The organism is Leucobacter sp. NPDC015123 (assembly GCF_043080205.1).
Classification (GTDB): domain Bacteria; phylum Actinomycetota; class Actinomycetes; order Actinomycetales; family Microbacteriaceae; genus Leucobacter; species Leucobacter aridicollis_A.
Genome location: NZ_JBIBVH010000006.1, coordinates 97,758 through 111,727 on the forward strand (window position 1 = coordinate 97,758; position 13,970 = coordinate 111,727).

Sequence of the window (13,970 nt, forward strand, 5' to 3'; positions counted from 1 at the left end):
GCTGTGGCTACTTGCCGAGCAGGCCGCCGAGGAGGCCACCCAGTCCGCCGCCGCTCTGCGACTTTCCGCCACCGAGGAGGCCACCGAGCAGATCGCCAATGCCGCCGCCCGTGCTCTGGGCCTGGTTTCCGCCGGTCAGCCCACCAAGGAGACCACCAAGGACGTCACCGATGCCGCCGCCGTTGTCTTCTGCAGCCTGCGGGGCAGCCTTCGACTTCCCTGCAAGGAACTGCATCACGATCGGAGCAAGGAGCGGGAGAAGCATCGGGATGTACTTCGCGATGCTCGCGTTGCCAGCCTGCGCGCCGAGCGCGTTCGCCACTGCCTCTTCCTTGTCGCCAAGCACATGCTTCACGATCTTCTGACCGTCAGCCTCGTCGATGGCCTCGAGCGAGATCTTGCCGTCGGTCGGGGTGTGCTTGCTGAGAGCGCCCTCGAGCTTCTGCTTGCCTTCGTCGCTCGCTGCGTTCACCGCGAGACCACCGAGGAGGCCAGGAAGGGCCTGTTTCACCGCTGCAAGCGCAGTGTCTTCGTCAACTCCAAGCTTCGCGGCGAGCTCGCCGACCGGAACCTGCGAAAGCAGGGCATCAAGTGCGTTGTCATTTGCCATTTTGGTGTCCCCAATCGAGTGTCGCCGGGTGCGACTCACACAGGTTTACATTACCGCCAGAACCGCGCGGAGGAATAGCGAAATTATTGCCATGTTGACGCCGGTTACGACGCCAACGCGATGTAGCCTTCGGCAACGATCCCGCAAAAGGTTTGTGACGAATATCCAACTTGCGGCACCGTTCCTCGAATAGGCTGTAATTTATGTCTCGCATTCGTAAAGTGCTCATCGCCAACCGAGGCGAGATCGCCGTTCGTATTATTCGCGCCGCTGCTGACAGCGGCATCGCTTCCGTCGCCGTTTACGCCGATCAGGATCGCGACGCACTGCACTCGCAGCTTGCCGACGAATCGTACGCTCTCGGCGGTTCTACGAGCGCTGACAGTTACCTCGCAATCGACAAGATCCTGAGCGTCGCTCGCCGTTCGGGCGCGGACGCCGTGCACCCGGGCTACGGGTTCCTCGCTGAGAACGCCGACTTTGCGCGCGCGGTCATCGGCGCGGGTCTCATCTGGATCGGCCCGAGCCCCGAGGCCATCGAGCGCCTCGGCGACAAGGTCTCCGCACGACACGTCGCTGAGAAGGTGAACGCCCCGCTCGCGCCAGGCACCAGCGACCCCGTTCAGGGCGCCGACGAGGTGCTCGCCTTCGCGGACGAGGTCGGTTTGCCCGTCGCCATCAAGGCTGCCTTCGGCGGCGGCGGCCGCGGCCTCAAGGTCGCCTACAAGCGCGAGGAGGTCGCAGACCTCTTCGAGTCAGCCACACGTGAGGCTGTCGCGGCTTTCGGCCGCGGCGAGTGCTTCGTCGAGAAGTACCTCGAGAAGCCCCGGCACGTTGAGACCCAGTGCCTCGCGGACAGCCACGGAAACGTCGTCGTCATCTCAACGCGCGACTGCTCGCTGCAACGTCGTCACCAGAAGCTTGTTGAGGAGGCGCCAGCGCCGTTCCTCTCCGACGCTCAAAACGAGGAGCTCTACGCAGCCTCCAAGGCGATCCTTCGCGAGGTCGGCTATGTCGGCGCGGGCACCTGTGAGTTCCTCGTCGCGAAAGACGGGACGATCTCGTTCCTCGAGGTGAACACCCGCTTGCAGGTTGAGCACCCGGTCTCCGAGGAGGTCACCGGCATCGACCTCGTCCGCGAGCAGTTCCGCATCGCCGAGGGCGGCGTCCTCGACTACGAAGATCCGGTCGCGCACGGCCACTCCTTCGAGTTCCGTCTGAACGGCGAGGATCCAGGCAACGGCTTCCTCCCCGCTCCCGGCCCGGTCTCGCTCTTCAAGCCTGCGCTCGGCCCGGGCGTTCGCGTCGATACCGGCGTGCAGTCAGGCGACGTCATCTCCGGCGCGTTCGACTCGATGCTCGGCAAGCTCATTGTGACCGGCGCGACCCGCGAGGAAGCGCTTGAGCGGTCACGCCGCGCGCTCGACGAGCTCGAGGTGCAGGGCCTGCCCACGGTTCTGCCGTTCCACCGCAAGATCGTCCGCGACCCCGCGTTCACCGCAGAGGACGGCACATTCGGCGTCTACACGCTGTGGATCGAGTCGGAGTTCGTGAACGACATCGAGCCGTGGGAGGGCGAGAGCGCTGCCCCGTCGACCGCGTCAACCCGCCAATCAGTTGTGGTCGAGGTTGCGGGCCGTCGCGTCGAGGTCACGATGCCGACAACCCTGCTGCCCATCGCTGATCAAGATGTCACGCGCGGCCCAGCGCCGAAGCGCGCGAAGGGTTCGGGCGTCGCCACGGCGACGGGCGACTCGGTTGCTGCTCCGATGCAAGCAACTGTCGTGAAGCTCGCAGTTGAAGACGGCCAGGAAGTCGCCGAGGGCGAACTTATCGTCGTGCTCGAGGCGATGAAGATGGAGCAGTCGATCTACGCTCACCGCTCGGGCATTGTCTGCAATATCGATGCGCCGCTCGGCCAGACAGTCCCGAGCGGCCACCCGCTGCTCTCGATCGTCGACGCGGTCTAGTACAGGAAGGCGCGGCGGATGATCGCTGCAGGGAAGCGGACCGTGCGGCTCCTCGGAGCCTACGGTCCGCTTCTCGTTGCCTGCTATCTGGCGGGCATGCTGCTCCATCACGTACTCATCCAGTTCGCGGGGTTCGTCGGCGCCTGGGTCGCCGAGCTCGGGGTCGTGCTGCTGCCCCTTGCTGTGCTCGCGCGGCTTGTGGCACTTGTCGCGATGCTCGTGATCCTGCGCGACGGGCTCAGCAACGTTGGCGCCCTCCCAGAACCGGGCAAGCGTCCCATACGCAGGTTCACCGACGCGCTGCTCGCAGGGATTCTCCCGTTCGTCGCGTTCTACGCGGCCCGCGGGTACCTTGCTGACGACGTCACGAGCTACTTTCACCGGCGCCTTGAAGTGCGCGCCGATATCGTGTTCACTTCGACGGTCGACGGTGGCGACTCCACCGAACCACCGTCACCCGAGGTTCTTGGGGTTTCCTTCATAACCATCGCCATCATTGTTGTCGCGTACTGCCTGCGGTGGCTGTGGGGCAGATACCAGGATCGGCTCCCCGGAGGCTTCGCCCTCGCGGCTGTGTATCTCGAGACGCTGTGGATCTACCTGTCCGTAACGGTAGTCTCCCGTCAGCTCGAGTCACTCGCGGCATGGGTCGACTCACGCCAGGCCATGGTCTGGCTCTCGGACTTGCGGGCGAGCCTCACAGGCTGGCTCGCGCCACTCGGCGCCACGTGGGACACCGTCGTACTCGTCATTGGCGAAGCAGCGAAGGTGACGATCGCGCCCCTCGCCTGGCTCGCAATCGTCGGCGTCATCTACGGGCGCTCGGTACAGTTCGCGACGCCCCAGATCACCGTGCCGACGCGCGCGGCGCACCTCGAACGCCGTTTCAAACTGCTGCCCGCCCAGGTGCAGTCGCGCCTCGGCGACCTCTGGCGTGACTTCGCGTCGCGCTTCACCCCAATCTGGAAAGCCGTGCTCCACATGCGCACCGCAGGCCCCGCGTTCATCGGCGCGTACGTGCTCGCGTTCACTGCGGTACTGTTCCTCGAGGGCGCCCTCCGGGTCGGCATCTTCAGAGCTTTGGGCCCGCACGACATCAACAGTTTCTGGCTGCTCGCTGACTCGATGATCTTGCTCGCGATCCCGCTCATCATCGAGCCCATCCGCATGGCGCTCGTCGCGAGCAGCTACGACGAACTGATCGGGATTTCAGCGAAGGCAGGCAGCTCCGACGGCGACAGCACCGCGAGTGAGAGCTCGCGGGCATCGTCGGGCACGACGTAGTCGAGCACCAGTTCGTAGGGCGATTCGTCGGGGGTACACGCTGTCAAACGGTCGAGTGGTTCGGCCCCGATCGTGTCGGAGAGTTCTGCCCAGCGCCGTTCGCCACCGCGATCCCACAGCTCGGGCGCATGGCAGGTCGCACGGTCGCCGGCGACCGGTCGGACAGGGAGCACGATCCTCACCAATCGGGTGCCCTCCGGGAGGCCGTGCGCCCTCGCGTCAAGCTCGGTCGGCTGCGCGGGGCCGATGATGGCGCCCGCATAGTTCACAGCGCCGCCCGCGATCGGAACTGGCCTGGTGGGTTGATGCGCGAGGTACCCGCTCCACGCGTTTGAGCTCATCACCCACGCGGTGACGGGCAGGAGTACGAGGAGCGCGAGCAAGGCGAGCCGGTTTCTTCTCAACCAGTTCATTCCGTTCCCCATCCCGCCTCGCGGATCTCCCGCTCAGCGACGCGCGGAAGCTCATCAAGGTCGACGCTGAAGCTCACGAGCGAGTCAAGCCGAGTATCACCATGCTGGGCGAACTCGAATGCACCGCCACCCGCAGCATCAGCTGGAAGCTCGAAGGCGATAGTTCCGGCACGCGGCATTCCAGTCACGAGCGGCTCAGCGACGAGCGACATAAACCGCTCGCTCGCACGATATTCGCGGCTCGCTGCATCCGTACCTGCGCCAGCGTCGAGCACAAACGCGGCCCGGCCGAGATAGGCGGTCACGTCGCTCCCCGTCCCCTCAGCAGACACGTCGACCACGAGCCAGTTCCCGGGCTGCTTCCAGTCGCCGGCCCGGAGCACGTCAACAAGCTCGACGTTGGAGACTGTCACGTCAAACGTGCGCGCTGATGCGCGCTCGCCCACCGCGGCGGTCACGACGAACGGCCGCTCACTATCCGCGTCAGTGGGAACGATGCGAAGGAGTAGCGACGCAAGCACGAGCAGCAAGATGCCGACCGCCCAGGTCGCAGCGGTTCGCAGGCGCGGCCTGGTGATCGTCGCGCCAGTCACTCGGCGCCCCCGCGGTCGCCGCCAGCTGCGACGACGAGGTCGACTGAGGCGGTTGCCTGAGGGCTAACCCAGCGCTCGTCGCTTGTCAGACCCTGACCGATTTCAAGGGTTGCCTCGCGGACCACGACGCTCACTGGGTCGCCCACCTGAATGCTCGTCTCCGGCACCACCCATGAGACGACGAGATCCGCAGGAACTCCCGGCTGGAGCCATGGCCCAAATGTTGCATCGTCGAGCCGGGCGATCGCCGAGGGCTCGGCGCCATCGACGTCTGCAGTCACACCGTCGAGCCGAAGCGCCTGCTCGACAGCACCGTGCGAGCTGAGGAGCGGTTTGCTCCACCGGTTCTCAACGGTCACGAGCAGCGCGAGCACCCGTTCGCCTTCCTCGGCGTAGGCTCCGGCCTCTGGAAACGAATCGAACAGTACCGCACGCTCAACGGCGACAGAGAGCTGCGCGCCGTCTTGGGCTTCGCCCACTTCGAGCGGCGCCACGGCGGCTTCAGCTACGGGCGCGAGACCGCCAAACGCGGCCGTGACGGCAAGAAAGAGGCCGGTGAGAATACTTGCAAACCAGCCAGTTGGGATGCGCTTCACCCAGGCAACGAGCCGCGACAGCGGGCCGGCTGCGGCTGCCTGTGTTGCGCGGGCTGGGTCGGACACGGGATTCAGTCTAGATGCTGTGCCATGTCCGAACGCCGTCTGTGCGTGCGACATGCATCTGGCGTCCCCCGACGCGCGGACCACCCGGCGAGGAATAGCGCACACGTCTTCCCCGTTGCAGAAAGTATGGCAGCCCCGAAGCTCTCGTTCCTTGATCTCGCAACCGTTGAGCGGGAGGGCACAGTCGCCTCCGCACTCGCGCACTCGGTACGCCTCGCGCAGACCGCCGAAGCAGGCGGCTACGAGCGAATCTGGTACGCCGAGCACCACAACATGCCGACAATCGCGTCGAGCTCGCCAGCGGTACTCATCGCGCACATCGCGTCGCAGACCGAGCGCATTGGCCTCGGCTCGGGCGGCGTCATGCTCCCAAACCACTCCCCGCTCGTCGTCGCCGAGCAGTTCGGCACACTTGCCGAACTGCATCCGGGCAGAATCCACCTCGGCCTGGGGCGCGCTCCCGGAACCGACGGCGCGACCTTCCAGGCACTCCGTCGAACAGTGCAGGCCGCAGACGCGTTCCCCCACGACGTGCTCGAGCTCCAGGCGTACCTCGGAAGCGATCTGCCCATCACGGGTGTCAACGCGTACCCGGGGCGCGGCACGAACGTTCCGATCACCATTCTCGGATCGAGCCTCTTCGGCGCGAACCTCGCCGCGCAGCTGGGGTTGCCCTACTCGTTCGCATCCCACTTCGCACCACAAGCGTTGAACGCGGCAGTGCAGCACTACCGGACGAACTATCAGCCGAGCGCGCAGCACCCCGAGCCGTACGTGAGCGCCGGGGTGAACGTGATCGCTGCCGAAAACGACGAGGCCGCGCGGCAGCTGTTCGCGCGAGCCGAGCTTGAGCGCATCCGAGCCTTCCTCTCACGCGGCCGCGACGTGCCTCTCACCATCGAGCAGGCCGAGGCCATCAGAGACACCCCGGCAGCAACCGAGATTCGTTCGATGATGCGCTACACGGCAGTGGGTGGACCAGAACGGGTGCGCGAGCAACTCGCCGACTTCGCGAAGCTCGCCGACGCCGACGAACTCGTCACCGTCCACCCGGCCCCCACCCGCGAGGAACAGCTCGAATCCCTCAGGCTCGGAGCCCCGGAACTGGGCTAGACAGGCCACCAGCCACCAGCCACCAGCCACCAGCCACCAGCCACCAGCCACCAGCCACCAGCCACCAGCACAAGATATGTGATCTGCAGTGGTAATGCCCGTTCCGACCGGAACTGGCATTACTACTAGGGATCACAGGGGTATGGCTGACAACAGGCGTACGTCCGGCACTGGGCCGCGGCGCTCTGCCGCCGGCGCTGGGAATGTAATCGGCAACACTAATGCCCGTTCCGACCGGAACGGGCATTGCTGCTGCAGATCCCATACGTACGGCGGACGACGTGTGTCACAGCCGCCCAACCCGCTACCACGGCGTCAGCCACATACCGTCGCGCAGACGCGGCAGCAGCGAGCCGCTACTCGACGGTGATGAGTCCAGTCATCTCGGGATGGATCGAGCACAGGTAGTCAAAGTCACCAATGTCGTTGAATACGTGGGTGTAGCTGCCCTCACGCATGAGCTCGCTCACAAAGCTGCCGTCCTTCGCAACGACATCGTGCTCGTTCGACGGCCCCTCGAACACCCAGCGCACAGCCTCACCCTGCGAGATTGTGAACTCCTTGGGCTCAAACTTGTTGTCGACAACGCGAACCGTCACCGTCACCTTCGCGTCGTCATCAGACGGCACGAGTGGCGGCTTGGCGGGGGCACATGCGGCGAGCATCACAGCGAGTACGAGTATTCCGAGCATGACGGCAACGCGCGCCACGAAATGTGCACTCGCGCGCCGCGAGGCGACAGTCTGTGTTGCGCTAGCCATTAGTGCACGTGCATCGCGCGGGCGGCGTCAGTGATCGCGCCGGTGAGCGATGGGTAGACGGTGAATGCAGACGCGACCTGGTCGACGGTCAGGCGGTGCTCGACGGCGAGCGCGAGCGGGAAGATGAGCTCGCTCGCGCGATGAGCGACGATCACACCGCCGATCACGGTTCCCGAAGCCTTCCAAGCGAAGAGCTTCACGAATCCGTCTGTGAACCCGATCATCTTCGCGCGCGGGTTCGCGTTCAACGGGATCGTGTGCGTGATCGCAGTCGCCATGTTGGTCGCGTCAGCAAGCGAGCGAACATTCCAGCCAACGGTCGCGATCTCTGGGTACGTGAAGACGTTCGAGGCGACGTTTCGCAGGTCGATCGGGCGCACGAAGTCGCCGAGAGCATGCATGATCGCTGTGCGACCCTGCATTGAGGCGACAGAGGCGAGCGGGAAGAAGTCGGTGCAGTCGCCCGCGGCGTAGACCGATGGGATCGAGGTGCGCGCGACCTTGTTGACCTTGATATGGCCGCTCTCGCTCAGCTCGACGCCGGCCTCCTCAAGCCCGAGGCCCTCGGTGTTCGGGATCGAGCCGACCGCCATCAGGCAGTGTGATCCTTCAAGGACGCTGCCATCTGAGAGCGTCACCCTGACGCCGTCTTCGGTCCGCTCGACAGCGTCGGCGCGCGACTTCGACATAACGTTCATGCCGATGCGCTTGAACTCGTGTTCGATGACCGCAGCAGCGTCGGGGTCCTCTCCGGGGAGCACCTGCTCACGGCTCGATACGAGCGTCACCTCGGCTCCGAGCGTCGCGTACGCGTTCGCGAACTCGGCGCCTGTGACACCCGACCCGACGACGATGAGGTGCTCTGGGACGTCCTGCAGGTTGTAGACCTGCTGCCAGGTAAGGATGCGTTCGCCATCTGGCTTCGCAGAGTCGAGTTCGCGGGGGCTCGCGCCGACAGAGACGACGATTGTGTCGGCCTCGATGCGGTCGAAGTCGGTGCCGCCCTCCTGTGAGGTTGAGACAAGCACCGCGTTCGGGCCGTCGAGCCTGCCGGAGCCCTGAACGAGGCGCACGCCGCTCTCCTCAAGGCTCAGGCGCATATCTGTCGACTGTGCGCCCGCCATCGCGAGGAGTCGCTTGTTGACGGCGGCAAGGTTCACCGCGATTTCGGGTCGAACCGGCTTGCCATCTCCACCGGGGAGGAAGGTCTGCACGCCGAGCTTGCCAGCGTCGCGCACCGACTGCACGGCTCCTGCGGTCGCGATGAGACTCTTTGACGGCACAACATCAGTGAGCACGGCCGAACCGCCGACCCCTGCGCGTTCCACGAGTGTGACTTCAGCACCGAGCTGCGCGCCAGCGAGCGCGGCTTCGTATCCGCCGGGGCCGCCGCCCAGAACAACGATCCTGTGCTTACGTTCTTTCGCCATGCCTCAAGTCTAGGCGTGCTGAGGCATGCTCGGCACCGTATGATCGGGGACTTAGGGCCCTGCGCACCTCTTTCGCCCGCGCAGGCCTGATACGCGACAGCGACGTTGGAGGCAATTGGTGTCAGAGTCCAAGGCAGAACCGGTACTTGAACGCGATCCGGGCATGCCCTCGAGCACGTGGCGGATGCGCAGCGACGCATGGGAGTACCTGCGGTTCGCCGTGAAACGTCTCGCCCTTGGGGATCGCTCGGAGGCGACTGAGGCGCTGGCTGCAGATAGCGAGATTCACCGTTCGCTGCGCGCCCTCGAAACCGTCGAGATGTACTGGGCTGGGTTCGGCCAGCGCTATGTCACCGCAATCGGCGACATGCTCGCCGCGGGCGAGTATCAGGCCGCGCTCGACCGCATCGGCAAGGTCGTGAACAGGCTTCGCGCTGTTGGCACTTCCGAGGAAGCGGCAGGCGACTCTGACCCCGAGGCCGATGAGGAGTTCTCCATCGACGGCGACCCTCGGCCACGCTTCGAGGTCCTTGTCGTCGATGAGACGACTCCGGCCGACCGCGACAGCATGCGAGCCGAAAGCCTCAGGATGCGAAGCGCGGCCGACGCTTTCGTTTACGAATACGTCATCGTCCCCTCAGCGGACGATGCCGTCGCCGCCGTGCTCACGAACCCGAACATCCTCGCGTGTGTCGTCCGGCCGGGCTTCAGCGAGCGCACGAAGCAGACACTCAGTCGAGACCTGCGCGAGACGATCGAGCTCGCACACACCGAAACGACGTCGCCTCAGACGAGCGCCCGCAACCAGCTCGCCTCGGTGCAGCGCGTGCTCGGCCTCGCCGACACCCTCGCGGCACTCAGACCAGAGCTCGACCTCTATCTCATGGCTGGCGCACACATCGAGGAGCTCGCGGGTGCGATGACGAAGCGCTTCCGCCGCGTGTTCCGCCGTGAGGATCACCTTGAGCTGCACCTCTCGCTTCTGCGTCGCGTCTCGCACCTCTACGACACCCCGTTCTTCTCCGCGATCCAGGATCACGCGCGCCGCCCTGTCGGCGTCTTCCACGCGCTCCCTGTCGCCCGCGGCGGGTCGGTGATGTCGTCGAAGTGGATCCGGGACCTCGCTGACTTCTACGGCCTGAACCTGCTGCTCGCAGAGACGAGCGCGACGTCAGGTGGCCTCGATTCGCTGCTCGCCCCCGTACGCACGCTGAAGAAGGCGCAGGAGCTCGCCGCACGCGCATACGGGGCGAAGCACACATTCTTTGTCACAAACGGCACTTCCACTGCCAACAAGGTTGTGCACCAGGCCCTCGTCGCCCCGAACGACGTCGTGCTCGTCGACCGCAACTGCCACAAGTCGCACCACCACTCGATGATGCTGACTGGCGGCCGCCCGGCGTACCTCGATGCCTATCCGCTCAACGACTTCGCGTTTTACGGTGCGGTGCCGATCGACCGCATCAAGCAGCTGCTGCTCGACTACCGCGCCGCTGGCCGCCTCGACGAGGTGCGCATGGTGACGCTCACGAACACGACGTTCGACGGTATCGTTTACGATCCCTTCCGCGTCATGAGCGAGTGCCTTGCGATCAAACCTGACCTTGTCTTCCTGTGGGATGAGGCATGGTTCGCGTTCGGCGCGTTCCACCCCGTCACCCGTCGCCGCACGGCGATGGCGTCGGCCAAGCTGCTCGAGCAGCAGCTCAAGTCGGCCGCGCACGAGCGCGCGTATCGCGAGCAGCAGTCGATCCTGTTCGCTGAGGACGGGACGCCAGCAGCCGACGAGGTCTGGCTCAGCGAGCGACTGATCCCGTCCCCTGATGCGCGCGTGCGCGTCTACGCGACCCAGTCGACGCACAAGACGCTCACGGCGCTGCGTCAGGGATCGATGATTCACGTGTGGGATCAGGATTGGGTGCGCGACGCGCAGGATCCGTTCCACGAGGCATACATGACGCACACGTCGACATCGCCGAACTACCAGATCCTATCTTCGCTTGACATCGGCCGCCGCCAGGTCGAGCTCGAGGGTTTCGAGCTCGTGCAGCGGCAGCTTGACCTTGCGACGAGCCTGTCCCAGGCGATCGCCAGGCACACGCTGCTGCGGCGCACGTTCCGCGTGCTTACCGCCCACGATCTCATTCCCGAGCAGTACCGGGAGACTGGCAGGGCGATGCCGCTGCGCGATGGCCTGTCGAGCATGTGGGAGGCCTGGGCGACAGACGAGTTCGTTGTCGACCCGTCTCGCATCACGATTGAAATCTCGCGGACAGGCGTCGACGGCGACACGTTCAAGCACGAGCACCTCATGGATCGCTACGGCATCCAGGTCAACAAGACGAGCCGCAACACTGTGCTCTTCATGACGAACATCGGCACCTCACGAAGCTCAGTCGCTTACCTCATCGAGGTGCTCGTGAAACTCGCAGAGCGGTTCGAGGAGGAGCAGGCGCAGCGTGACCCCGAGCAGCCGCTTCCCGCCGAGGTCCCGATGCCGCCGCTGCCCGACTTCAGTTCGTTCGCCCCGCCATACGCGACCGATGAGATTCTTCCCGATGGAGATCTGAGGGCGGCGTTCTTCCGCGGTCAGCGCCGCGGGAACATCGAGTACGTGCTCGGCGATGACCTCCGTGCGCGCGTTGATGCTGGTGAGAAGCCGATCTCGGCAGGCTTCGTAACTCCCTACCCGCCCGGCTTCCCCGTGCTCGTGCCGGGTCAGGTTGTTTCGCCCGAGGTGCTCGCGTTCATGAAGGTGCTCGATACCCGCGAGATTCACGGCTACGACCCGCTCCGTGGCTACCGCATCATTAAGAATTAGTAACTCGCGCAGAGACTACGCCGGGTGCGTTCCAAGGGAGCCGCACCCGGCGTAGTCTTGTCTCTATGAGTACTTCAACAGACCCGAAAGCCCTCGCCGCCGAGGCCGCCGCCGTCATCGCCGACCTCACTGGTGTTGCGCAGCACGACATCGCCCTCACGCTCGGCAGCGGCTGGGGCAAGGCTGCCGACGTTATCGGCGAGACAGTCGCCGTCATTGAGGCAGACAAGGTTCCCGGCTTCCGCGCGTCGGCTGTTCCGGGGCACTCGGGAACGCTGCGCTCGATCCGCCTCGCGAACGGCAAGCACGCCCTCGTCATCGGCGCACGCACCCACTTCTACGAGGATCACGGGGTGCGGTCGGTCGTGCACGGCGTGCGTACCGCAGCAGCAACGGGCGCGAAGATCATGGTGCTCACGAACGGCGCCGGCGGAGTGAACCCGGCGTACTCCCCCGGCCAGCCCGTGCTCATCTCGGACCACATCAACCTCACCGCAGCGTCGCCGCTCGAGGGTGCGACCTTCGTTGATCTCACCGACCTCTACTCGTCGCGGCTGCGCGACCTCGCCCGCGAGGTCGACGCTACCCTCGACGATGGTGTGTACGTGCAGTTCCGTGGACCGCACTACGAGACCCCCGCAGAAGTCCGCTACGCGGGCATCATCGGCGGCGATATCGTCGGTATGTCGACCGCCCTTGAGGCGATTGCCGCACGCGAGGCCGGCATGGAGATCCTCGGGTTCTCACTCATCACGAACCTCGCGGCAGGTATCCAGGAGACCCCGCTCAGCCACGAAGAGGTTATCGCCGCTGGCAAGGAGGCCGAGCCACGCCTCGCTGCCCTCCTCACCGAGGTCGTCGCACGCTTCTAATAGCGACCACCCGCAGCGAAGGGGGCTAGTAGCCGGTGACAGACCCGGCTACTAGCCCCCTTCGCGCACCTCCCGGTTTCGCTCAGCGCGTTCTCGCGTAGGCAGGGCGTGGCCCGCCAGATCGAACCGTGGGAAGCTCAGTGAGTTCAGACGTCCGATCGAGCACGAGGTCAGTGATTGTTCGGGCAGACAGGTTCGCCGTAGCGACGCCGGCACGCGCGGCCCCTGCCCAGGCGACACCTGTCCGTCGGTCAAACCCAATCTTGGCCGCCCCAGCGTGCACGACTCGGGCATTGCCCGCCCACGTGTGAGCGATCTCGGCGTCTCGCGTGCTTGGAAATACCCGATGGAGCATGGCCCGCAGCGCAGAGAATGCGCCACCCCCGAGTTTGCCTGAGGTGTGCGCTGCCGCGCTTGTCTGGCAGGGTGTACGCTGCCCGCCGACGACGATCCTGCCGTCAGCTGTTCGCTGCGCATAGGTGCGTGGGGATGCAAAACTCGCGAGCAGCTCGTTTCCGCCCCAGCCAATGTCGTCCCACATGTCGAGCGTAAGGGGCTCGGTCGCGATGAGCGACGCAGCCACGGGCCGCTGCAGCCTTCGCCAGCCGCGGTCGCCCGAGAGGTGATCGCTGCCGCCGACGACGACCTCCGCCTCGACGACCCCGTGGCTCGTCTGCAGCGCGAAAGGAAGCGCCTCCTCCACCCTGGTTCGCTCGTAGATCGCGACTCCCATGCGTTCGACAACGCGCGCGAGTTCGTGGGCGAACTTGGCCGGCTGGAACCGGGCAGCGTGCGGGTGCAAAATTGCCGAGCGAACGCCGGCGAGGTTCATTCGTTCTTTGACCTCTGCTGCGTCAAGCAACCTGACGTTCGTGTGCGGGTACTTCTGCGCGAGCGCAGTGGCTGCCCGGAGCCGTCGATCCTGAAGGGCGGTGTACGCGGCGATAAGCTCTCCGCCGCTGACGATATCGGCGTCGATCCGCTCCGTCGCCGCGACATCGAGCACGTTTGCGACCGCGTCGTTCATGATGCGCTGATAGTGGTTCAGCGCATCGCGGCCGTGGCGTCTCGCATACGGTTCCCTGCCGCCGGGCACTTCTCCGGTCATACGGCCGACGGCGCTTCCCGAGGTGCCGTGGCCCACGTGGCGCTCCTCGAGCACGACGATCCGCAGCCTCGGTTGCGCCTTCTTGAGATAGTACGCAGTCCACAGGCCGAAGTGTCCGGCCCCGACGATCGCAACGTCGGCGGTGAGGCTTCCGGGCATCTCAGGCCGAGGCACTGTGTGCCCGGCCTGCTCAGACCAGTGCGACTCGCGTCCGCCCATCGTCCCCAATTTCCCCACCGTAAATAAATCCTCATCAACGATAGCCCCGAAGTGCGAAGTTGCCCAGTCCTGTTCTCTATGGCCGAAAGCTTTCACTCACCGTTCCCCCAGCTT

General features: G+C 65.3%; 12 protein-coding genes. 5 read left to right on the forward strand and 7 right to left on the reverse strand.

Translation table 11 applies throughout. The features are described from left to right. Positions 1–7: 7 nt before the first annotated feature. A complete protein-coding gene (locus ACF07D_RS12435) occupies positions 8–610 on the reverse strand; it encodes a DUF937 domain-containing protein (protein WP_391505115.1) in 603 nt (200 codons plus the stop codon). A 203-nt stretch (positions 611–813) separates the two neighbouring features. Between ACF07D_RS12435 and ACF07D_RS12440 the strand changes: the two genes are divergently transcribed. Both ACF07D_RS12440 and ACF07D_RS12445 read left to right on the forward strand, forming a co-directional pair. Next, entirely contained in the window at positions 814–2,580 is a 1,767-nt protein-coding gene (locus ACF07D_RS12440) for a biotin carboxylase N-terminal domain-containing protein (protein WP_119281718.1), read from the forward strand. A gap of 18 nt (positions 2,581–2,598) precedes the next feature. Further along, a complete protein-coding gene (locus ACF07D_RS12445; RefSeq protein ID WP_391505116.1) occupies positions 2,599–3,864 on the forward strand; it encodes a hypothetical protein in 1,266 nt (421 codons plus the stop codon). On the opposite strand, the gene ACF07D_RS12450 is transcribed toward ACF07D_RS12445, so the two are convergent. The 3 genes from ACF07D_RS12450 to ACF07D_RS12460 are packed head-to-tail and all read right to left on the reverse strand — an operon-like array spanning position 3,768 to position 5,532. Continuing rightward, the gene (locus tag ACF07D_RS12450; protein WP_391505117.1) at positions 3,768–4,277 is read right to left on the reverse strand and encodes a hypothetical protein; all 510 of its coding nucleotides are present in this window, start codon (positions 4,275–4,277) and stop codon (positions 3,768–3,770) included. The two genes, ACF07D_RS12445 and ACF07D_RS12450, sit on opposite strands and share 97 nt — an antisense overlap. Continuing rightward, positions 4,274–4,870 (reverse strand): hypothetical protein, encoded by a 597-nt coding sequence (locus ACF07D_RS12455; RefSeq protein ID WP_391505118.1) that lies wholly within the window; start codon positions 4,868–4,870, stop codon positions 4,274–4,276. The genes ACF07D_RS12450 and ACF07D_RS12455 overlap by 4 nt, the downstream gene beginning before the upstream one ends. Continuing rightward, positions 4,867–5,532, reverse strand: coding sequence for a hypothetical protein (locus ACF07D_RS12460; RefSeq protein ID WP_391505119.1), 666 nt, complete (start codon positions 5,530–5,532; stop codon positions 4,867–4,869). The genes ACF07D_RS12455 and ACF07D_RS12460 overlap by 4 nt, the downstream gene beginning before the upstream one ends. Positions 5,533–5,658: 126 nt before the next feature. On the opposite strand from ACF07D_RS12460, the gene ACF07D_RS12465 reads away from it, so the two are divergent. Then, entirely contained in the window at positions 5,659–6,645 is a 987-nt protein-coding gene (locus ACF07D_RS12465) for an LLM class flavin-dependent oxidoreductase (RefSeq protein WP_391505120.1), read from the forward strand. 356 nt (positions 6,646–7,001) lie between these two features. On the opposite strand, the gene ACF07D_RS12470 is transcribed toward ACF07D_RS12465, so the two are convergent. Next, positions 7,002–7,406 carry a cupredoxin domain-containing protein gene (locus ACF07D_RS12470; protein ID WP_391505121.1) on the reverse strand — a complete coding sequence of 135 codons (405 nt, stop codon included), beginning with the start codon at positions 7,404–7,406 and terminating at the stop codon, positions 7,002–7,004. Further along, a complete protein-coding gene (locus ACF07D_RS12475) occupies positions 7,406–8,836 on the reverse strand; it encodes an NAD(P)H-quinone dehydrogenase (RefSeq protein WP_119281725.1) in 1,431 nt (476 codons plus the stop codon). Before ACF07D_RS12475 ends, ACF07D_RS12470 begins: the two co-directional genes overlap by 1 nt. A 163-nt stretch (positions 8,837–8,999) precedes the next feature. On the opposite strand from ACF07D_RS12475, the gene ACF07D_RS12480 reads away from it, so the two are divergent. Beyond that, entirely contained in the window at positions 9,000–11,657 is a 2,658-nt protein-coding gene (locus tag ACF07D_RS12480; protein ID WP_391505161.1) for an aminotransferase class I/II-fold pyridoxal phosphate-dependent enzyme, read from the forward strand. Between the two features lie 65 nt (positions 11,658–11,722). Beyond that, positions 11,723–12,529 carry a purine-nucleoside phosphorylase gene (locus ACF07D_RS12485; RefSeq protein WP_119281726.1) on the forward strand — a complete coding sequence of 269 codons (807 nt, stop codon included), beginning with the start codon at positions 11,723–11,725 and terminating at the stop codon, positions 12,527–12,529. An 82-nt stretch (positions 12,530–12,611) separates the two neighbouring features. On the opposite strand, the gene ACF07D_RS12490 is transcribed toward ACF07D_RS12485, so the two are convergent. After that, on the reverse strand, positions 12,612–13,874 hold the full coding sequence (locus tag ACF07D_RS12490; RefSeq protein ID WP_391505122.1) for an NAD(P)/FAD-dependent oxidoreductase: 1,263 nt from the start codon (positions 13,872–13,874) through the stop codon (positions 12,612–12,614). Between the last annotated feature and the right edge of the window lie 96 nt (positions 13,875–13,970).